General features: G+C 73.4%; 17 protein-coding genes, 1 pseudogene and 1 riboswitch. Of the genes and pseudogenes, 13 read left to right on the top strand and 5 right to left on the bottom strand.

All coding sequences use genetic code 11. The features are described 5' to 3' along the window. Positions 1-5: 5 nt before the first annotated feature. Positions 6-1,670 (top strand): NERD domain-containing protein, encoded by a 1,665-nt coding sequence (locus tag ACERUN_RS13920; RefSeq protein ID WP_370290611.1) that lies wholly within the window; start codon positions 6-8, stop codon positions 1,668-1,670. A 16-nt stretch (positions 1,671-1,686) separates the two neighbouring features. On the opposite strand, the gene ACERUN_RS13915 is transcribed toward ACERUN_RS13920, so the two are convergent. Together ACERUN_RS13915 and ACERUN_RS13910 are read right to left on the bottom strand one after the other, a co-directional pair. Next, positions 1,687-2,163 (bottom strand): hypothetical protein, encoded by a 477-nt coding sequence (locus ACERUN_RS13915; protein WP_370290610.1) that lies wholly within the window; start codon positions 2,161-2,163, stop codon positions 1,687-1,689. A gap of 9 nt (positions 2,164-2,172) precedes the next feature. Beyond that, positions 2,173-2,286: riboswitch (SAM riboswitch) on the bottom strand. Positions 2,287-2,374: 88 nt separating this feature from the next. Beyond that, complete coding sequence (locus ACERUN_RS13910) at positions 2,375-3,457, bottom strand: M15 family metallopeptidase (protein ID WP_370290609.1); 1,083 nt, start codon at positions 3,455-3,457, stop codon at positions 2,375-2,377. 113 nt (positions 3,458-3,570) lie between these two features. Between ACERUN_RS13910 and ACERUN_RS13905 the strand changes: the two genes are divergently transcribed. Both ACERUN_RS13905 and ACERUN_RS13900 read left to right on the top strand, forming a co-directional pair. Continuing rightward, positions 3,571-4,029 (top strand): hypothetical protein, encoded by a 459-nt coding sequence (locus ACERUN_RS13905; RefSeq protein ID WP_370290608.1) that lies wholly within the window; start codon positions 3,571-3,573, stop codon positions 4,027-4,029. A gap of 68 nt (positions 4,030-4,097) precedes the next feature. Then, on the top strand, positions 4,098-4,220 hold the full coding sequence (locus ACERUN_RS13900) for a hypothetical protein (protein WP_370290607.1): 123 nt from the start codon (positions 4,098-4,100) through the stop codon (positions 4,218-4,220). 24 nt (positions 4,221-4,244) lie between these two features. On the opposite strand, the gene ACERUN_RS13895 is transcribed toward ACERUN_RS13900, so the two are convergent. Then, positions 4,245-5,243: a hypothetical protein gene (locus tag ACERUN_RS13895; protein WP_370290606.1), complete on the bottom strand. Its 999-nt coding sequence runs from the start codon at positions 5,241-5,243 to the stop codon at positions 4,245-4,247. A gap of 155 nt (positions 5,244-5,398) precedes the next feature. Here ACERUN_RS13895 and ACERUN_RS13890 point away from each other — a divergent pair, with 155 nt between their 5' ends. The 3 genes from ACERUN_RS13890 (at position 5,399) to ACERUN_RS13880 (ending at position 8,363) form a co-directional block, all read left to right on the top strand. Further along, positions 5,399-6,574 (top strand): hydroxymethylglutaryl-CoA reductase, encoded by a 1,176-nt coding sequence (locus ACERUN_RS13890; protein WP_370290605.1) that lies wholly within the window; start codon positions 5,399-5,401, stop codon positions 6,572-6,574. 55 nt (positions 6,575-6,629) lie between these two features. After that, positions 6,630-6,941 (top strand): pyrimidine/purine nucleoside phosphorylase, encoded by a 312-nt coding sequence (locus ACERUN_RS13885; RefSeq protein WP_370290604.1) that lies wholly within the window; start codon positions 6,630-6,632, stop codon positions 6,939-6,941. 105 nt (positions 6,942-7,046) lie between these two features. Further along, the gene (locus ACERUN_RS13880; RefSeq protein WP_370290603.1) at positions 7,047-8,363 is read left to right on the top strand and encodes an HNH endonuclease signature motif containing protein; all 1,317 of its coding nucleotides are present in this window, start codon (positions 7,047-7,049) and stop codon (positions 8,361-8,363) included. Between the two features lie 90 nt (positions 8,364-8,453). Here ACERUN_RS13880 and ACERUN_RS13875 read toward each other — a convergent pair whose 3' ends face one another. Continuing rightward, positions 8,454-9,185, bottom strand: a complete 732-nt coding sequence (locus tag ACERUN_RS13875; protein ID WP_370290602.1) for a hypothetical protein — start codon at positions 9,183-9,185, stop codon at positions 8,454-8,456. Between the two features lie 155 nt (positions 9,186-9,340). Here ACERUN_RS13875 and ACERUN_RS13870 point away from each other — a divergent pair, with 155 nt between their 5' ends. The 6 genes and pseudogenes from ACERUN_RS13870 to ACERUN_RS13845 all read left to right on the top strand — a co-directional run bounded on the left by ACERUN_RS13870 (position 9,341) and on the right by ACERUN_RS13845 (position 16,860). Further along, entirely contained in the window at positions 9,341-11,032 is a 1,692-nt protein-coding gene (locus tag ACERUN_RS13870; protein ID WP_370290601.1) for an FAD-dependent oxidoreductase, read from the top strand. Positions 11,033-11,380: 348 nt separating this feature from the next. Next, positions 11,381-12,016, top strand: coding sequence for a hypothetical protein (locus tag ACERUN_RS13865; RefSeq protein WP_370290599.1), 636 nt, complete (start codon positions 11,381-11,383; stop codon positions 12,014-12,016). A 73-nt stretch (positions 12,017-12,089) separates the two neighbouring features. After that, positions 12,090-13,382: pseudogene (locus ACERUN_RS13860) on the top strand (PP2C family protein-serine/threonine phosphatase); the annotation flags it as partial. A gap of 88 nt (positions 13,383-13,470) precedes the next feature. Next, positions 13,471-14,730, top strand: a complete 1,260-nt coding sequence (gene opgC / locus ACERUN_RS13855; protein WP_370290598.1) for an OpgC domain-containing protein — start codon at positions 13,471-13,473, stop codon at positions 14,728-14,730. A gap of 207 nt (positions 14,731-14,937) precedes the next feature. Next, positions 14,938-16,203 (top strand): PP2C family protein-serine/threonine phosphatase, encoded by a 1,266-nt coding sequence (locus ACERUN_RS13850; RefSeq protein ID WP_370290597.1) that lies wholly within the window; start codon positions 14,938-14,940, stop codon positions 16,201-16,203. 9 nt (positions 16,204-16,212) lie between these two features. Continuing rightward, positions 16,213-16,860: a class I SAM-dependent methyltransferase gene (locus ACERUN_RS13845; protein WP_370290596.1), complete on the top strand. Its 648-nt coding sequence runs from the start codon at positions 16,213-16,215 to the stop codon at positions 16,858-16,860. 15 nt (positions 16,861-16,875) lie between these two features. On the opposite strand, the gene ACERUN_RS13840 is transcribed toward ACERUN_RS13845, so the two are convergent. Further along, a complete protein-coding gene (locus tag ACERUN_RS13840; protein ID WP_370290595.1) occupies positions 16,876-17,478 on the bottom strand; it encodes a mismatch-specific DNA-glycosylase in 603 nt (200 codons plus the stop codon). 60 nt (positions 17,479-17,538) lie between these two features. On the opposite strand from ACERUN_RS13840, the gene ACERUN_RS13835 reads away from it, so the two are divergent. Next, a complete protein-coding gene (locus ACERUN_RS13835) occupies positions 17,539-18,753 on the top strand; it encodes a site-specific DNA-methyltransferase (protein ID WP_370290594.1) in 1,215 nt (404 codons plus the stop codon). The last annotated feature ends 130 nt before the right edge of the window (positions 18,754-18,883 follow it).

Below are 18,883 nucleotides of genomic sequence, written 5' to 3'. Positions count from 1 at the left end.
GCGTCATGCCGCGGTGCTTCCCCGAGAACCCCACCTTCACCACCACCTCCGAGGAGGAGGTCTGGCGACTGCTGCGCGAGCACCTCGGCCCGGACGACGTGCTCATCGCCAACCAGCGCCTCACCACCGGCGAGCGCGACCACGAGATCGACCTGCTCGTGGTGCTGCCCGGCTTCGGTGCGCTGACGCTGGAGGTCAAGGGCTCCTCGGTCTGGTACGACGGCGGCTGGATCCAGACCCGCGGCGGGGAGGCCCACTGGATCCACCCCGTCGACCAGGCGCGCGACGGCAAGTACGCCCTGCGCACCTACGTCGAGGAGCACCCGGCGTGGGGGAGTCGCACCCGGGTGCGGTGGGCGCACGGCGTCGTCACGCCCTACTCGCGTTTCCCCGCCGACTTCCGCGTGCCCGAGCTGCCCCGCACGTCGCTGCACGACGCCGACGACCTCGCGCGCACGTCGTCCCTGCTCACCCGGCTGCGCGCCAACGCCTCGACCGGCGACACCCAGCGCCCGCCCGAGCCCGACGACGTGGAGGCGATCGTCGACGCGCTCACCGGCCGCCTCGACGCCACCGCGTGGGACGTCAACGCCGAGGCCGCCGAGCGCGAGGCCGCCGCCGACCGGCTCACCGAGCAGCAGGCCACGATCCTCGCGGTCACCCGGCTGCTGCGCCGTGTCGAGGTGCGCGGCGGTGCGGGGTCGGGCAAGACCGTGCTGGCGCTGCAGCAGGCCAAGGACCTCAGCCGCGGGAGCCACGGTCGCCCCGCCCAGCGGGTGGCGCTGCTCTGCTACTCCCTCGGCCTGGCCGCCCACCTCAAGCGCGTGGTGGCCACCTGGCCGCGGCGGCACCAGCCCGCCTTCGTCGGCACCTTCCACGACTTCGGTCGCCAGTGGGGCGCACCCGAGGGCGACCGGGCCGACAGCGAGTTCTGGGAGGTCGAGCTGCCTCGGCTCATGGGGGAGCTCGCCGCCGACCTGCCCGACGGCAAGCGCTACGACGCCGTGGTGGTTGACGAGGCGCAGGACTTCGCCGAGTCGTGGTGGCGCCCGGTGCTGAAGTCCCTGCGCGACGAGGAGGAGGGCGGGCTCTACGTCTTCTCCGACGAGCACCAGCGGGTGTTCGGGCGCTTCGGTGCGCCACCGGTCACCCTGGTGCCGCTCGTGCTCGACCACTGCCTGCGCAACACGCGCGAGATCCACGGCGCCTTCGCCCCGCTCGCCCCCACCCGCATGCAGGCGCGCGGCGGCCACGGCCCCGAGGTGCGCTTCGTGCCGGCGTCGGCCGAGCAGGCCGTCGAGGTCGCCGACGACGAGGTCGTGCGCCTGCTGGACGACGAGGGCTGGGCGCCCGGCCGCGTCGCCCTCATCACCACCGGCCGCCGCCACGACAGTCACCGCGACCAGGCCGAGCGCCACGGCCAAGAGGCCTACTGGCAGAGCTTCTGGGACGCCGAGGAGGTCTTCTACGGTCACGTGCTCGGCTGCAAGGGGCTCGAGCGGGCGGCCGTCGTCCTCTGCCTCAACGAGGAGTCGGCGGGCGACCGCGCGCGCGAACGCCTCTACGTCGGCATGTCGCGGGCCACCGACCGCCTCGTCGTGGTCGGCGACCCCGACTGGGTGCGCGCGGCCGGCGGCCCGGAGGTGGCGAAGCGTCTCGGGCTCACCTGACCATCCGTGCCGACCATCAGCCGCCCGCGGTGCACTGGTGGGCCGATGCGTACCGCCGCGCCTGCGGCACCGGGCCGGTCGGCGACGTCCACCCGCACCCCTGGCAGCAGGCCAGCGCCTCGGCGGGCTCCTCGCCCCAGCCGCGCTGCTCCGGGCCGATCGCGACGACCACCGTGGCGGCCGGCTCCCAGCGTCGCTGGTCGAGGTGCCCGGTGGCCTCGGTGAGGGCGAGCCCCGCGGGAACGATCAGCCCGCAGGAGCAGACCGAGTCGTCGCCGTCGCGGGTGCCCGAGAGCTCGTGGACGTCGCGCGCCTGCGCGAGCACGATCTCGTGCGCCTCCAGCGCGGCGAGCCCGGCGAGACCCGGATCCTGCCCCGCGGACAGCGCACAGTCGGCGCTGCTGCGGGCGGCGAGCCACTCGAAGGCGGCACCCGGCATCCGGACGTCGTAGCGGTGCCCGCGCCAGGCGAGCGGTGTGAGTGAAGGCCCCATGAGGTGCCCCTTCCGTCGTTGACCAACTGATGAGTGATGGCCCAGGTCTTCTGCGGGAGGCACCGTGTCGGAACGCGGTTGCCGGTCGACCCGTCCGCAGGCGTGCGGTCGACACTCGTGACCCAGTCGCCGGGCGCCTGGCCCGACGGCGACGATCCTCGCGCAGGGGTCCGACACAACCTCGGCCGGTCGTTGGCGGGGCGCGGAGATGTCAGCGCAGCGGCTCGTCCACCGGGCCGTAGAGCGCGTGCGAGGCGCCGGTGAGCAGCGCCCAGTAGCGGTCGCCGTAGCTCCAGTGCCACCACTCGGTCGGGTAGTTCACCAGGCCAGCGCCGCTGAGCGCGGCGCCGAGGATCGCCCGGTTGCGCCGGGCCTCGGCCGAGATGTTCGCGGCGGCGGTGTAGCAGGCGCGGTCGCTGTCCTCCGGGCTCGCGTCGATCACGGTGCCGAGGTCGAGCTGGCGTCCGTCGGCGTCGACGAGGGTGAGGTCGACCGCTGCGCCCGCCACGTGCGGGGCGATCGCGGGCGGTGAGATGAAGGCGCTGGCCCGCAGGTGCGACTCGTCGTGCGGGAGGGTCGGGTCGTCGTCCAGGAGGCGGCGGCGGTGGCCCTCGAACGCGGCGACCTGCCGGTCATAGGGGCGGTAACCCTCGGCGACCAGCAGGCGCAGACCGTCGGGCAGGGCGCTCTGCGCCGCCACCAGCCGTTCGGCCAGACCGCGGCGCAGCCAGGCGTAGAAGGGGTTGCCGGGGTTCTGCTCGGGGGTGCTCGCCACGGCGCCGTCGACGCGCAGGTCGACCAGCGGCTCGCCGCACTCCTGCACACCGATCGACGCGATCAGCGGGTCGGCCATCAGCACCGGCTCGGCGCGACCGGCGACCGTGAGCAGGCGCACCGCCGGCACGTCGGCCGGCGCCCATGTCAGGTCGGCGTGCTCGAGCAGCTCGGACGACGCCACCCACCGCGCGTCGTCGTGCTCGCGCAGCCGCGGCTCGCCCTCGGTGAGGGTGCAGCGGTAGGTGGTGAGCTCGATGGTGCCGAAGGTGTAGGCGTGCGCGGTGGTGGCCACCTCGGCGTGGACGGCGATGCGGCACCCCAGCTCCTCGGCGATCTCGCGCTGCAGGGCCGCGCGCGGGTCCTCGCCCCGCTCCACCTTGCCGCCGGGGAGCTCCCAGAGGCCCCCGGTCTCGCCGCCCGGCGCACGCCGCACACACAGCACGCGGCCGTCGCGCTCGATCGCCGCGGCCACCACGGGGATGGTCGGCGGGTCGCCTCGGCGGTCGGGAGCGGTCACCGGGCGAGCCTAGTGACGCCGGCCGGTGCCGTTCCGCGAGGGCCGGCGCGTGTCGGGAGCAGGCCTGTGGATGAGCGCCGACGCCGCCGGTCGATCCGTCGCAGGGTAGGGGCATGACCCAGCACGAGAGCCGCCCCGACCCCTTCGACACCCACGGCACCCCCTTCCCCGACGCGCTCGTTCCGCCCGACCGGATGCCCGCGATCCGCACTGCCCACGACCTCGAGCGCACCTGGTGCCTGCTGATGGGCGAGCTCGGCTTCGCCGCGCCGCAGCTGTGGCTGCTGCTGATCCTCGACGGTCGGCCGGGGCCGATCATGAAGCTCGAGGTCCCGCTGCGACCGCACGAGGACGACCTCGAGTCGCTGCCGGGCGCGATCGCCGAGATCGTCGCGGTGGCGCCCGGCGCCGAAGCCGCCTTCCTCTACGCCCGCCCCGGCGGCGCGATGCGCACGCCCGCCGACCTCGCCTGGGCGCGGGTGCTCGCCGACCTCAGCCCCTGGCCGGTGCACCTGGCCAACGACCTCGAGCTGCGCGTGGCCACCCTTGACGACCTCGGGGCGACGGGCTGAGAGCGGCAGGGGCTCTTGCGTCGAAAACCGCGCCCGCCGTCCTCACGGGCCTGCCGCGCGACTCGGTCGTGAACGTCACCGCACTGGTGACGCTCGACCGCGCCGCGCTCGACCCGATCCCCGCCGGCCACCTGCCGGCCGACCTCATGGCCGCGGTGGACGCCGGGCTGCGCGGCGTCCTCGCCCTGTGAGGCCGGCCGGCGGGTGCGGCGGGCTCAGCTCAGCTTGCCGAGCCAGTCGGTGGCGTTGAGGGCCCACTCGGCGTTGGTGCCGGCGGGGTCGTTCCACCCGTCGTAGAGGGTGTTGCCCGACTGGCCGGTGCCGTCGTCGGCGGGGGAGGAGTCGCCCCAGAGCGCGACCCGACCGGTCCCGAAGGTCGACACGGCGAAGAAGCAGCCGGTAGAGCCGGTGTTCGACACCGAGGCGCGGTACAGCAGGCACTTCGCGTTGGCGTTCGCCGTCTTGTCGAGGGTGAAGGTGGTCGCGCCGCGCAGGATCGACTTCGTCGCCGTGCCCCACGCGCCGTTCACCACCGGGTGGGTGGACGCGCCGGAGCCGAGGTTGGCGGTGTTCTCGTTGCTGATGTTCTGGTAGGCCACGGTCATGCCGAACGGGTCGGTGTTGTCGACCCCGTTGCTGTTGAACAGCTGGTTGGCGATGTCGACCGAGTCGACGCCGTCGTTGTTGCGGTCGGACTGGTCGTGGTCGACGATCAGGAACAGCCCGCCGCCGTTCTTGACGAAGGTCATGATCGCCGTGCGCTCGGCGGCGGTGAACGCGGTGTTGGGCTCGGGGATCACGAGCACGTCGTACTTGGTGAGGTCCTGGGCGTTCGAGGTGTTGCCGTAGGTGAGTGCCCGCCCGCTGGGGTTGGTGGCCAGGGTGTACTCCGCCGGGTACTGCGCGAGCGCGACGCCCCATGCCGAGATCGCCCCGGTCCAGTCGGTCTCCACGGTGGGGGCGGACTTCTGGTTGTAGGGGCTCGGCTGCGAGGTCGAGATGATCCAGTCGGCGTTGCCCGCCGTTTCGGCGTGGGCGTTGTCGAACAGCACGCGCGCGGAGGTCGCCACAGCGGCCGAGCTCGTCGTCGCGTTCGCGCCCACGGTGGACGACGCGCTGCCCGGTGCGGCGGTGGCGGCGAGGGCCGCAAATGCCAGTGCGGCGGCGGCGAGCACCGACTGCGCGGTGCGGGAGGAACGGGAGGGCAGGCGCATGGGAGCACCCTTTCGATCGGGGCCGCCCCGAGTGGCGACCCGGCCGTCGTCCATCCTGGCCCGCGGCGCGGTCCCTCGGTGCGCGCGACGCGTGTCGGCTCGCCGAACTTCGGATGAACGCCCTCGGGGCCGCGTCGCGTGCGATCCTCGCCCTCGTGTCCTCGCTCCCTCGCATCCCGCGCGACCGCTCCGACGACTACTCCGAGGGCGCGGTCGCTGCGCGCCAGCAGCTCGTGCGCGAGCACACCGGCAGCGCGCTCGAGCACGTGGCGTCGTACTCGCTCGACCCCGGCACGCTCCCGGGCAACATCGAGAACTTCCTCGGCGTGGCCCAGGTGCCGATCGGTCTCGCCGGGCCGCTCCTGGTGGACGGCGAGCACGCCCGCGGCGAGTTCTACGTGCCGCTCGCCACCACCGAGGGCACGCTCGTGGCGTCCTACAGCCGGGGCATGAAGCTGTGTGCCGCGGCCGGTGGCATCCGCACCACGGTCGTCGACGACCGGATGCAGCGCGCTCCCGTCTTCCTTTTCCCGAGCGCCCGGGAGGCCCGCGACTTCGGCCGGTGGCTCACCGAGCACCACGACGACGTCGCCGCGGCCGCCGAGGCGACCACCCGTTCGGGCCGGCTGCTCGACATCCAGCAGTTCTCGGCCGCACGGATGATCTACACGCGCTTCAACTTCGCCACCGGCGACGCCGCGGGGCAGAACATGACCGGCAAGGCCACCTTCGCGGCCTGCGCGTGGATCAAGCAGAACTACCCTGGCGAGCTCAACTTCTACCTCGAGGGCCAGTTCGCGACGGACAAGAAGTCCTCGATGGTCAACATGCTCCACACCCGCGGCAAGCGCGTCGTGGCCGAGGTGACGCTGCCCGCCGCGCTGGTGGAGGAGCAGATGCACGTCAGCACCGACAAGCTCTTCCGCGCCCGACTCGTCGGCAACCTCGGCGGCTTCATGGCCGGCGTCAACAACAACGGCCTGCACTCGGCCAACGGCATCACGGCCCTCTTCATCGCCACCGGGCAGGACGTCGCCAACGTCGCGGAGTCCTCGGCCGCCTACGGCTTCTCCGAGCTGCTGCCCAACGGCGACTACTACGCCGCCATCACCCTGCCCTCGCTCATCGTCGCCACCTACGGTGGCGGCACCGGGCTGGCCACCCAGCGCGAGTGCCTCGAGGTGCTCGGCTGCTACGGCACCGGCGGTGTGCTCAAGCTCGCCGAGATCATCGCGGCCACCGTGCTCGCCGGCGAGCTCTCCCTCGGCTCGGCCGTGGTGGCGGAGGAGTGGGTGCAGGCCCACGACGACCTCGGTCGCAACCGGCCCTGACCGCTCGGCGTCCGCGGCCGCCGGTCGTGCCGCCCGGTCGCTACGCTCTGCGCCCGTGAGCAGCTACGAGAACGTCACCCTCGACACCACGCCCAACGTCTACTTCGACGGGGCCTGCGTGAGCCACACCTTCTACCTCGCCAACGGTGAGAAGAAGTCGGCCGGCGTGATCTTCCCGGCCTCGCTCACCTTCGGCACGGCCGCCCCCGAGGTCATGGAGCTCACCGCCGGCGCCTGCCGCATCCGCCTCGCCGGCTCCGAGGAGTGGACCTCCTACGCCGCCGGCGAGTCCTTCAGCGTGCCCGGCGACTCCTCCTTCGACATCGAGGTCACCGAGACCCTCGGCTACGTCTGCCACTACGGCTGATCCAGCCGGCCTCACTCGCCGCGGTGGGCAACGCGGGAACTGGCTTGTCCACAGGGTTCTGCGGCTTGTTCGGGTTGTGTCGGGGGTTCGTGCCACCATCTTCATATGACTCTCGGGGATGGCTTCGACGACGTGAACGGTGGCGTGGACGACGGCCCGCACGCGCCGTTCGACGGCGTCTCCTCGTCGGTGCTGCTGGATGTGTTGGTGGGTGAGGAGCAGGCTCGTCAGGCCTCCGAGATCCGCACCTGGCAGGGCATCGTCGCGTGGGCAGAGCGCAACCTCCACGACGAGGCGGAGAAGCCAGTCGAAGACGTGGTCGCCGCGCTCGACACCGGCGTGCGCCTGGCGGGTGACGGTGCCCCGTTGGTGGCGGAGTTCGCCCTCATGGAGCTCGTGGCGGTGCTGGGCCGCACGCCGGAGGGTGGACGCCGCTACGTCGCACGGATCCTGGAATGCGCCTGGCGGCTCCCGCACGTCTACGCCGCCGTGCTTGCGGGCCGGTTGGCGCCGTGGCGAGCCGCGAAGATCGCCGAACGCACCATCGACCTCAACGCTGATGCGGCCGGGTTCGTGGACCGGCAGTTGTTCGCCGCCCACAAGGTGTCGTGGGCCCAGCTGGACCGGCTGATCGATGAGGCGATCAAACGCTTCGCCCCCGAGTTGGCTGAGGCGCAGCGTCAGCGTGAGTGCGAGCAGCTGGGCGTGCGGTTCTCCGACCCGACGCCGGACGGCATCGCCTACCTCGATGCCACCCTCGACGCCGGTGATGCCGCCGATTTGGAGGCCGCCGCCCGACGCCGTGCCGCGACGCGGGCGCAGTTCGGCGACGAGTCGACACAGGAGGTGCGAATGGCACGCTCGTTGGGGGACATGGCGCGCAACGATCTCGAGCTCGACCTCACCCAGGTTGACGAGACGACCGGCGAGGTCGTCACCGCCTCCGTGGGCAGGAAGGCGGAGGTCGTCGTCCACGTCACCCCCGAATCCTTCACCGGTGAGAACCCGGTGGGCCGTTGCAACAACCGACCTGTCGCCACGGCGCAGATCCGGGAGTGGTTGCAGCAGGCCAGTCACATCGCCGTGCGACCGGTCGTCGACCTTGCCGACTGCGACCACGTCGATGCCTACGAGATCCCCGACCGCCTGCGCCGCCACACCACCTGGCGCGACCACACCTGCCGCTTCCCTGGCTGCACCATCCCCGCGACCAGTTGCGACCTCGACCACCGCGACCCCTACGCCGCCGGCGGAGCGACCTGCCCCTGCAACCTCACACCACTCTGCCGGCGCCACCACCGCGCGAAGACCCACAGCCGCTGGCGCTACACCGCACTCGCACCCGGCATCTACCGGTGGACCAGCCCCCTAGGCAGGCGGTTCCTCGTCACCCCCACCGGCACCTACCCCCAGCGCGAATAGCCGCCTGCCCCGCGGTTCCCCCTCACCTCACCCAGGCGTCGTGAAGGCGCTGGCGCGCCTCCGCGCGCACCTTGGTCGGCGCAGCCGCCCTCAGCCGCAGTTGTCGCAGATGCCGGTGGCGGGGAGTGCCATGAAGCAGGTGGGGCAGACCGCGACCACCGGCTCGGGCTTCACCGGCTTGGCGGGCGCTGCAGTGCGCGATCGCGCCGACGCCGAGCGCTCGCCGGCCGGCTTCGCCGTGGGAACGGTCGAGCGCCGGACCGGCGGCACCTCCGCGACGGGCTCCTCCACCACCGGCGGCACCCAGCCCGGCGGAGGGGGGTCGGTGATGCCGAAGCGCGCGATCACCTCGCGGGCGGCGTCCGTGGGCTGGTGCTTGGGACGGGTGACGATGTCGAAGGGCGACGAGGCGCCCTCGAGGAAGGTCTGCGCGTCGGGGCGCAGGGTGGTGGGGAGCTGGCGGTGGCGCCAGCGCTGCGGCGCGGTGCCCTTGACGGTGACGGTGACGAGCTCGGGACGGTCCCACGCCACGAGGGCCCAGTCGTCGTGGTGGCTGGTGGCCCACACGGCCAGCGCCACGTCGCCGGCGTCGGCCGCGGCCTTGAGCGCGATGCGCTCGGGGTTGGAGAAGCGTCCGGTCACGTGCAGCACGCCCGGCAGGGGCTGGCTGACCTCGTACTGCTCGAGGCGCAGGTCGTCGACCAGGTCGGAGAGATCCGGCCCCTCGCCGACGTCCGAGCCCTGGGCAGCGGCCTCGAGATCGGCCTCGGGTTCGGCCTCGGTGGGGATCGCGGGCGTGGGGTGGGTGCCGGGGTCGCTCACTCACCCGAGCCTAGTCGAGGTCGGGCGCCCCGAGGTGACCGGCAGGAGTCCGGACCCCGACGCCCGAGTGCACCCCGCTCGCCCTCCGGCAGGGCTCGCGGACCCGTGACGCCGACGTCACCCGCCGGTCACGCCCGACTGGCAGACTCGGGCCCGTGAGCGACGCCCCCCTGATCGTGCTCGTCTCGGGCGACGAGCTGCCCACCCTGCAGGCGCAGTTCGCCCGCTACGAGCGCGAGTACGACGTCCGGGGCGCCGGCACCGCGGCGGAGGCCACCGCCGTGCTGCGCGACGCCGCGGCATCGCGTCGTCCGGTGGCACTGGTGGTGAGCGACTCGGTGCTGCCGGACGCACCCATGCACGAGGCGCTCCACGACTGGCGGGCCGCGGTGCCCACCGCCCGGCGCGTGATCACCGTGCCGATCGCCCGCTTCGGCGAGGAGACGCCCTGGCTGCGCGGGGCCGCGCAGAAGGGCAAGATCGACACCTACGTGGTGCTGCCGCAGGGCGTGCGCGACGAGGAGTTCCACCACGCGATCACCGACCTGCTCGGCGACTGGGGAGCCACCGTCGCGACGTCCGAGGTCGCGACGGTGCGGATCATCACGCCCGACGCCTCCCGGCTCGCGCTCGCGGTGCGCGACTTCCTCGACCGCACCGGCTTCCCGCACCGCACCTACGCGCCCGACTCGCCCGAGGGTCTCGAGGCCCACGCCCTGCTCGAGGACGGCGCGGAGCCCAGCTACCCGCTCATCCACCTGACCACCGGCCCCTTCGCGTCCACCCCGCTCGTGCAGCCGAGGTCGGTGCGCGACCTGGCGGCGATCGTCTACGGCCGCCCCTCCGACATCGAGCTCGACTCGGTGGTCGACCTGGTCGTGGTCGGCGCCGGCCCGGCGGGCCTCGCCGCGGCCGTCTACGGCGCCTCCGAGGGTCTCTCCACCGTGGTGCTCGAGTCGGAGGTCGTGGGCGGGCAGGCCGGCACGAGCTCGATGATCCGCAACTACCTGGGCTTCCCGCGCGGCATCTCCGGCATGCGCCTCGGCCAGCGCGCCCGCATCCAGGCGGTGCGCTTCGGCGCCCGCTTCTTCACCGGCTGGCCGGTCACCGAGCTCGTTCCCGGCGTGGACGGCGCCCCGCACGTCGTCCGCACCGAGGGGGGCGAGGTGCGCGCACGGGCGGTGCTCGTGGCCTCGGGCGTCGACTACCGCCGCCTCGGCGTCGAGCCGCTGGAGGAGCTCGTCGGCGCCGGCGTCCACTACGGCGCGGCGATGACGGCCGCGCGCGAGATGGAGGACCGCGACGTCTTCGTGGTGGGCGGCGGCAACTCGGCCGGCCAGGCGGCCGTGCACCTCTCGCGCTTCGCGCGCTCGGTCACCATCCTGGTGCGCCGCCCCGACCTCGCCAGCACGATGTCGCGCTACCTGATCGACGAGATCGAGTGGAACCCGCGCATCAGCGTGCGCCCCTGCACCCAGATCGTGGACGGCGGCGCGACCGACGGCCAGCTCGGCTGGCTCACCCTGCGCGACGTGCGCGACGGCTCCACCGAGCAGGTGGGCGCCGGCGGGCTGTTCCTGCTGCTCGGCGCGGAGCCGCACTGCGACTGGCTGCCCGAGGCGGTCCGCCGCGACGACCACGGCTTCGTGCTCACCGGCCGCGACGTGCCCACCGAGTGCTGGGTCGACGGCCGGCCGCCCGAGAACCTCGCGACCTGCGTGCCCGGGGTCTTCGCCGCCGGCGACATCCGCTCGGGCTCGATGAAGCGGGTGGCCTCGGCCAGCGGCGAGGGCGCCTCCGCCGTGTCGCTGGTGCACGGGTGGCTGGAGGCCCAGGCGCGGGTCTGAGGACGCCCCGGGGGCGGGGTTAGCATCGCGGCCATGGCTCGGCGCTCCCGTTCGAAGACGCTCGCGTGGTCGGACGCCGATCCGCCCACGCCCTCCCCGCCGCAGCGGTGGCGCCGCTACCGGCGTCCGAGCAAGCCCCGCACCGAGGACGGCGGGGGCCCGTCCGCCGCAACCCCTTCGGACGACGATCGGCCGGCAGCCAAGCCCGCACGCAGGCCGACCCGCACACCCGCCGGCAGACCCACGCGCACACGCACCCGCAAGCCCGCGGCGGCCGAGTCGGGCGCCCGCGGGACCACCGGCCGTCGCCGCCGCCGAGGACTCGGGGCGGTCGGGGCCATCGGAGTCGTGGGCCTGGCCGTCGTGCTCGGGATCGCCGTCGGCGGTGGGGAGGACGACGCGGACCCGGTCGACACCAGCACCCTCGACACCGCCTTCCTCACCGGCGCACTCACCGCGGCCGAGCGCGAGACGGGTGGGCGCGCACTGGAGGTAAGCATCAGCGACTACTCCCTCGTCGTCCGCTCGGCACCGCTGCCGGTCGGCTCGGTCGGATCGATCGGCTCGGTCGGATCGGTCGGCGCAGCGCCCTCGGCGGAGCCCCCCGCCCAGCCCTCCGCTGAGCCATCGGAGGCGGCCCCGGACGCACCGCGGGTCGTCCGGGAGTTCAGCGTCGGTCCGGGGGACCCCGGCTACCGGGTCTACGTCTCGCCGGTGGGCGACTACGTGCCACCGGCGCTGGAGCTCGACGACCTCGACCTCGATCGCATCGTGCGCGAGGTGCGGGCCGGTCTGCGCGCCGTCGACGGGGTCGAGTACTTCACCGCCAGGGTCGCGCTGGAGTTCGACAGCGCCGACGCCAGCGTCCGGCAGCTCGAGCTCACCACCATCGTGCGCGGCAGCGACGAGCGACTCGAGCGCACGCTGGTGCTCACCGGCCCGAACGCCGGCGAGCGCTCGCAGGAGCGGTCCGAGGTGGACTGACGCGGTCTCGAGCAACCCGTCCGACCGGACGGCAAGGGGGCGCCACGATTCCGGAACGGGCGGGTACCCGCCCGTGTCACCGACCGTTTCAACGGTCGCCCACGGGCGGCCGGTAGTCCGGGGCCGCAGCGCGGCCCCGCTCGGGAGTACATCCAAGGATCAGCACGCCACCGGCAGCGCCGCCGACGACCCGGCCCCCTCAGGGCCGAGTCCGTCCGAGCCGCCCGAGCTGTTCCTCGGAGCCCCCGAGGTCGAGCGCCGTCGCCAGCGAGCGGTCGAGGCGCTCAACATCCTCGACACCGGTCGGGAGGAGCGCTTCGACCGGATCACGAAGCTGGCGCGCACCGTCTTCGGCGTGCCGATCGCCACCATCACGCTGCTCGACCAGGACCGTGCGTGGTTCAAGTCGTGCGTCGGTCTCGATCTCACCGAGCTCCCGCGCTCGGAGACCTTCTGCGACGTCGCCGTGACCACCGGTCGCGTCACCGTGGTCGAGGACGCCCGGCTCGACCCGCGCTTCGCGGGCCTGCCCAGCGTGGCCGGCGCGCCGCACCTGCGCTTCTACGCCGGCTTCCCGGTGCGCGACCAGCAGGGCACGACCATCGGCACGCTGTGCCTCTACGACTTCACGCCGCGCCGGCTCGACGACCACGCCCGCGTCGTCGCCGCCGAGCTCGCCTCCTGGGTCGAGGCCGAGCTGGCGGCCTCCCGCGAGGTGCGCCGGGCCCGGGCCGTGCAAGCGGCTCTGCTGCCGCAGCAGGCGCCCGACCTGCCCGGTTACTCCGCAGCCGCCCTGTGCCGACCGGCCACCACCGTCGCCGGCGACTTCTTCGACCACCTCGGCTTCGATGATCGCCATGCCTTCGTCGTGGCCGACGTGATGGGCAAGGGCATCGGCGCCGCGATCCTGATGTCGACCGTGCGGGCTGTGCTGCGCGCCGAGCTCCGCTCGCTGGCGCTCGGCCGCTTCGACACCCGCGACCGGCAGGGCGACGTGGCCGACGTCGTCCGCGCGGTGAACGACGCGGTGCTGGAGGACCTCGGCTCCACCCGCGCCTTCGTCACCGCCTTCATCGGGTGGGCCGACCCGGCCAGCGGCCGCATCGACTACGTGGACGCCGGGCACGGCCTCACCGTCGTCCTGCGCGCCGAGGGGCGGGCGGAACGGCTGACCTCGGAGAACCTCCCGCTGGGCATCACCGACGCCTTCGGCTGGCACCTCGGAACCGTGCACCTCGAGCCCGGCGACCACCTGGTGTGCTTCAGCGACGGCCTGCTCGACCTCGTCGCCAGCGACGGCGAGGACGAGATGGCCGTGCTCGCGGGGCTGGCCGCGCGCGACGTGACGCCTCAGGAACTCGTGGACCGCGTCGATGGGCTGCTCCGGACGCCGCTCGCCGACGACGTCACGGTGCTGGCGATCCGGCAACCTCACCTGGATCATCGGCGCGGTCGTGCTGGCGCTCGTGCTCTACCTCGGCTCCGGCCTCGCGAGCCGGCTCGCGCCGAGCTGGCGTTACCCGCGCGAGAACGACCCGCGCGACAACCGGCTCGACTTCCTGCGCGGCTGGATCATCGTCGCGGTCGTCATCACCCACATCGAGCTGGCCGGGCCGTACTCCTCCATCACGCTCAACAGCATCGGCGGCATCACGGGCGCCGAGCTGTTCGTGCTGCTCTCGGGCATCGTGCTCGGCATGGTGCACCCGGTCGTGGTGGCCAAGCTGGGGGAGTGGGCCGCCGCGGTGACGGCGTTCCGCCGCGCGCGCAAGCAGTACGTCACCGCGCTGGCGGTCGTCGTCCTCGTGTACCTCGTGGGGCTGCTGCCCCTCGTGTCGGCCTCCAGCGTCACGACCTTCACCGACCGCGGCACGGGCGAGAACGGCCAGGCCGCCGCCGGGCAGGTCTACGACCTGTACGCCAACGTCGACCGCCTGCTCGACTACCCGCCGCCGTGGTACGCCGTGCGCTCGCTGCTGCTGCTCGAGATGGGGCCGTGGGTCTTCAACATCATGGGCCTGTTCGTCGTGCTCGCGCTGCTGCTGCCGGCCCTGATGTGGCTGATCCGCCGCGGGCTGTGGTGGCTGGTGCTGGCGGCGAGCTGGGGCCTCTACGTGCTCGACACCACCCAGCACCTGCGGGTGCTGCCCTCGCAGTTCGAGGACGTCTTCCCGCTGCTCACCTGGCAGATCGCCTTCACCCACGGGCTCGTGATCGGCTACTACCGCACGCCGCTGATCCGCGCGCTCACCGCACGCACCGGGAAGATCGTGATCGGTGCCGTGCTCGGCGTCTACGCCGTCCTCATGGCCTGGGTGTGGGCGGCCCACACCTTCGCCTCCTTCCCCCGCGTGCCCGGGGTGCCGACCGCGGCGGGCGACCCGTACCCCTGGGTCTACACCCACCTGTTCCAGCGCACCGACCTGCAGCCCGGACGCCTGCTCGACCTCGTGCTGGTGGTCGTGGTGGCCTACGCGCTGCTCACCTGCTGCTGGAAGCCGCTCGACCGGGCGTTCGGCTGGTTCTACCTGCCGCTCGGCAAGGTCAGCCTCTACGTGTTCATCGTGCACGTCTTCTTCGTGGTGGCGGTGGCGAACATCCCGGGGCTCGACCGGATGAGCTGGTGGCAGGGGCTGGCGATCCACACTGCCGTGCTGGCGCTCATCTGGGTCATGGTGAAGAAGCGCTTCCTGTTCAAGGTCGTGCCGACCTGAACCACGCGGCTCCTGAAGGAAATTGAGGAAGTCAAGCGTCGGCGCGGACTTTCTCGACCGACTCCACGGATTCCGGGTGCAGCACCGGGTACGGCCACTACGCTCGGCGCGTTCGAGGGTCTTCCCCCGAGTCTCGGGCACGTCAACGGGCCGGCTGGCGAAGCGGCCCACGTCCCACGGGCCCCTGCGCCCACCTCGGGGGGAGAGATGGACAACCGCGCTGCGAGCACCCGGCTGGCTGCCGCGCCGACCCCAGGGCGTGCGGCCGCCGGCGACGCCTCACTGCGGCGCCGCTCGCTGCCCGCGCTGAACATCCTCGACACCGGTCGCGAGGAGCGCTTCGACCGCATCACCGAGCTCGCCCGCACGATCTTCGGGGTGCCGATCGCCGCGGTGACGCTGCTCGACCAGGACTACTCGTGGTTCAAGTCCTGCGTGGGGGCCGACGTCACGGTCAACCCGCGATCGGAGTCCTTCTGCGACGTCGCCGTGACGACCGGTCGGATCACAGTGGTCGAGGACGCGCTGCTCGATCCGCGCTTCTCCCACCTGCCGACGGTCACCGGGGAGCCGAACCTGCGCTTCTACGCGGGCTTCCCGGTGCGTGACCACCACGGCGTCACCTTCGGCACGCTCTGCCTCTACGACGTCGAACCCCGCTCGCTCGACGAGCACCAGCTGACGGTCGCCACGCAGCTCGCCACCTGGGTGGAGTCGGAGCTGCTCACCTCGCGGGAGGTCGCCCACGCGCGGTCGGTGCAGCAGGGCCTGCTGCCCCGGGAGGTCCCGGACGTGTCCGGGTACTCGGCGGCCGCCGTCTGCCTGCCCGCCGCAGCGGTGGCCGGCGACTTCTACGACCACCTGCCCGTGGGGGAGCGCCACGCCTTCGTGGTGGCCGATGTCATGGGCAAGGGCATGGGCGCGGCGATCCTGATGTCGAACGTGCGATCGGTGCTGCGCGCCGAGCTGCGCTCGCTTGCTTCCGGCCGCTACGACGCGGCCGAGCGGCGGGGCAGCGTCGCCGACGTCGTCCGCGCCGTGAACGAGGCGGTGCTCGACGACCTCGGGTCGAGCCAGGCCTTCGTCACCGCCTTCGTCGGATGGGCCGACCCGGTGACCGGCCGCATCGACTACGTGGACGCCGGCCACGGGCTCACCGTCGTGCTGCGCGCCGACGGCACCACCGAGCGCCTCGCCTCCGAGGAGGTGCCGCTCGGGATCCTCGACACCTACCCGTGGCAGGCCGGCACCGTGCACCTGGAGCCGGGCGACACGATCGTGTGCTTCAGCGACGGCCTGCTCGAGCTCGTCGACGTCCACGCCGACCCCGACGACATCGCCCCCCTCGTCGCGCTCGCCGCCGGCGCGGGCAGCCCGCGGTCCCTGATCGCCGAGGTGCGCTCCCTCGGATCCAGCGCGCCGCTGGCCGACGACGTCACCGTGCTGGCCATCCGTCGCGACCCGCGCCCCTAGGGTTGGGGCGTGGCCACGACGACCTCACCCCGCGGCACGCGCGGGCAGCGCTTCTTCGCCCGCTGGTACCCCGGCGTGATGGACCGGGCCGAGCGGGCCGGCCAGGCCGAGATCCGGGCCCGTCACCTCGCCGCCGCCCGGGGGCGCACCCTCGACATCGGCACCGGCAACGGATTCTCCGTGGCCCACTACCCGAGCAGCGTCACCGAGTTGGTGATGCTCGAGCCCAACCCGGCGCTGCGGGCCCAGCTGCAGCGCCGCACCCAGGGCATCCGTGCCGCGGCCTGGCAGATCGTCGACGGCGACGCCGCCCACCTGCCCTTCGGCGACGACGCCTTCGACACCGTGGCCGCCTCCCTCCTCTTCTGCTCGCTGCCCGACCCGGCCGCTGCCCTGAGCGAGGTCGCCCGCGTGCGGCGCCCCGGCGGCACCTTCCTGTTCCACGAGCACGTGCGCGGCGAGGGTCTGCGTCGCGTGCTGCAGGAGGTCGCCGCTCCCGTGCAGCGTCGACTCGCCGACGGCTGCCGGCCCAACCGCGACTTCCTCGCCCTGCTCTCCGCCGCACCCTTCGAGGTCGTCGAGGTCGAGCACCGGCCCATGCCCGGCGGCGCCGCCACCGTCGTCCCGATGGTCGTGGGGCGCGCCCGCCCCGCCTGACGCCGAGGGGGCGCCTCAACCCTCCCCGTGGACGACGCCCGCCGCCACCGCCACCTCGCGATAGGCCGCCGCCAGGCTGGCGACGGTCTCGTGCGCGTTGAGCCCGCTGGGGTTCGGCACCACCCACAGCTCGCCCGGCAGGTCGTCGTCCAGGTGCTCGGGCTGGCGGCCCGGCACCGCTTTCTGGCGGCCGAAGGCGGTGCGGAAGGCGGTGATGCCCGCGACCGCGACGACCGCCGGACGCTCGCGGCGCACCAGCTCGACGAGCTGCCGGCCACCGACCCGCAGCTCGTCGGCGCTGAGCTCGGAGGCCTTCGCGGTGGCGCGACGGGCGAGGTTGGTGATGCCGATGCCGCGCTCGCGCAGCACGTCGCGCTGGGCGTCGTCCATGCCCTCGGCCGGGTGGACGGGCTCGGTGATCACCCCGCCCTGCAGCAGCGCGGGGTAGAAGCGGTTGCCGGGGTGGGCGAAGTGGGTGCCGGTGGCCGCCGTCCACAGCCCGGGGTTGATGCCGACGAAGAGCAGGCGCAGGGCCTGCCCGGGGCGTGGCAGCAGGTCGGGCACCTCGGCATCGCGGAAGGACTCCAGCTCGGCCCGGGTGAAACGGCGACTCGACACGCCCCGAGCCTGCCACGCACACCTCCCGCGCGGCGCCGCGGGATCGGGCAGGATCGCGGCGTGGGCGAGGTCGGCGGCGCAGGCAGTGCGGGGGTGTGGAACACCTTCGCGGAGGGCGACAACCTCGACGTCCTCGCCGCTGAGCCGGAGGCCTCCTACGACCTCGCCTACCTCGACCCGCCCTACAACACCGGCTCGGGGCTGGCCTACCACGACGACTTCAAGGGACGCCGCGGCTCGGGCGCTGCGGGACGCCACGCGGCCTGGGTCGCCTACCAGCGGCCCCGGCTGGAGGAGGTGCGGCGCGTGCTGACCCCGGGGGGCGCGGTCGCGGTGAGCATCGACGACCACGAGGTCGCGCACCTGCGCCTGCTGATGGACGAGGTCTTCGGCGAGGAGGCGTTCCTCGCGCAGGTGGTGGTGAACCTCAACCCCAAGGGGCGCCAGCTCGGCCGCGGCTTCGCGACCTCGCACGAGTACCTCCTCGTCTACGCGCGCGATCCCGCCCGGTGCGTGCTCGACGCCTCCACCGAGAGCAGCGTCGTGGACGCCGACTTCCCCCTCCTCACCGACGACGGTCGCCGCTACCGGCGCCTACCGCTGCGCAACACGAACAAGAGGTTCGACCCCGTCAGCGCGCCGACCCTGCACTTCGAGGTCTGGGGCGACCCGACCACCGGCCGCGTCGCCACCGTGCCGTTCGACGGTGCGGTGGCCATCACGCCGGTCTTCGGCGACGGCGCGCCCGCGGTGTGGCGCTGGTCGCGCCCCCGCATCGACGAGCGCGGCGACGACCTCGAGTGCCGCGTCGTGCGCGGAGTGGGCGGCGATCGCGTCGACGTCTTCCAGCGCGACTGGCGCCACCCACCGGGCGGACGACGCAAGAAGCTGCGCACCGTGTGGCTCGCCGCCGAGATCGGCTCCACCGACACCGCCGTCGCCGAGCTGAAGGAGCTCGTCGGCCCCGTCTTCGACTCGCCCAAACCCACCGGGCTGCTGCTCCGGCTGCTGGCGACCATGCCCGCCGACGCCCGCGTGCTCGACCCCTACGCCGGCAGCGGCACGACCGGCCACGCCGTCGCCCTCGCCAACCTCGCGGACGACGGCACCCGCACCTGTCTCTCGATCAACGCCGCCGAGCCCACGCGCGCCGGCTCGCGCGCCGAGCGCGCCGGGTTCGCCACGGTCTCGGCGATCACCCGCGCGCGGCTGCGGGCGGTGGCGGCGCGGATCGGCGGCGGTTTCGAGGAGCGTGAGTCCTCGCCGCGCGGCTGATTCGGTGGTCGGGGCTCGACCGCTGATCGAGGGGCCGCTCGGCGTGAGCCCGCCGGCGGGAGCCCGTCGGCGTGAGCCCGCCGGCGGGAGCCCGTCGATTGGTGGGAAACTGCAACCGATCGCCCGGAAA

Origin of the sequence: Nocardioides sp. (genome assembly GCF_964229035.1) — a bacterium.
In the GTDB taxonomy this organism is placed as follows: Bacteria; Actinomycetota; Actinomycetes; order Propionibacteriales; family Nocardioidaceae; genus Nocardioides.
The sequence above is the reverse complement of the archived record's forward strand: the minus strand, read 5'-3'. Positions and strand labels throughout refer to the sequence as shown.

Coding starts and splice junctions, on each gene's coding strand:
- ACERUN_RS13920 (WP_370290611.1), top strand. CDS start 6: ATGCCGCGGTGCTTCCCCGAGAACCCCACCTTCACCACCACCTCCGAG.
- ACERUN_RS13915 (WP_370290610.1), bottom strand. CDS start 2,163: ATGGGGCCTTCACTCACACCGCTCGCCTGGCGCGGGCACCGCTACGAC.
- ACERUN_RS13905 (WP_370290608.1), top strand. CDS start 3,571: ATGACCCAGCACGAGAGCCGCCCCGACCCCTTCGACACCCACGGCACC.
- ACERUN_RS13895 (WP_370290606.1), bottom strand. CDS start 5,243: ATGCGCCTGCCCTCCCGTTCCTCCCGCACCGCGCAGTCGGTGCTCGCC.
- ACERUN_RS13880 (WP_370290603.1), top strand. CDS start 7,047: ATGACTCTCGGGGATGGCTTCGACGACGTGAACGGTGGCGTGGACGAC.
- ACERUN_RS13850 (WP_370290597.1), top strand. CDS start 14,938: ATGGACAACCGCGCTGCGAGCACCCGGCTGGCTGCCGCGCCGACCCCA.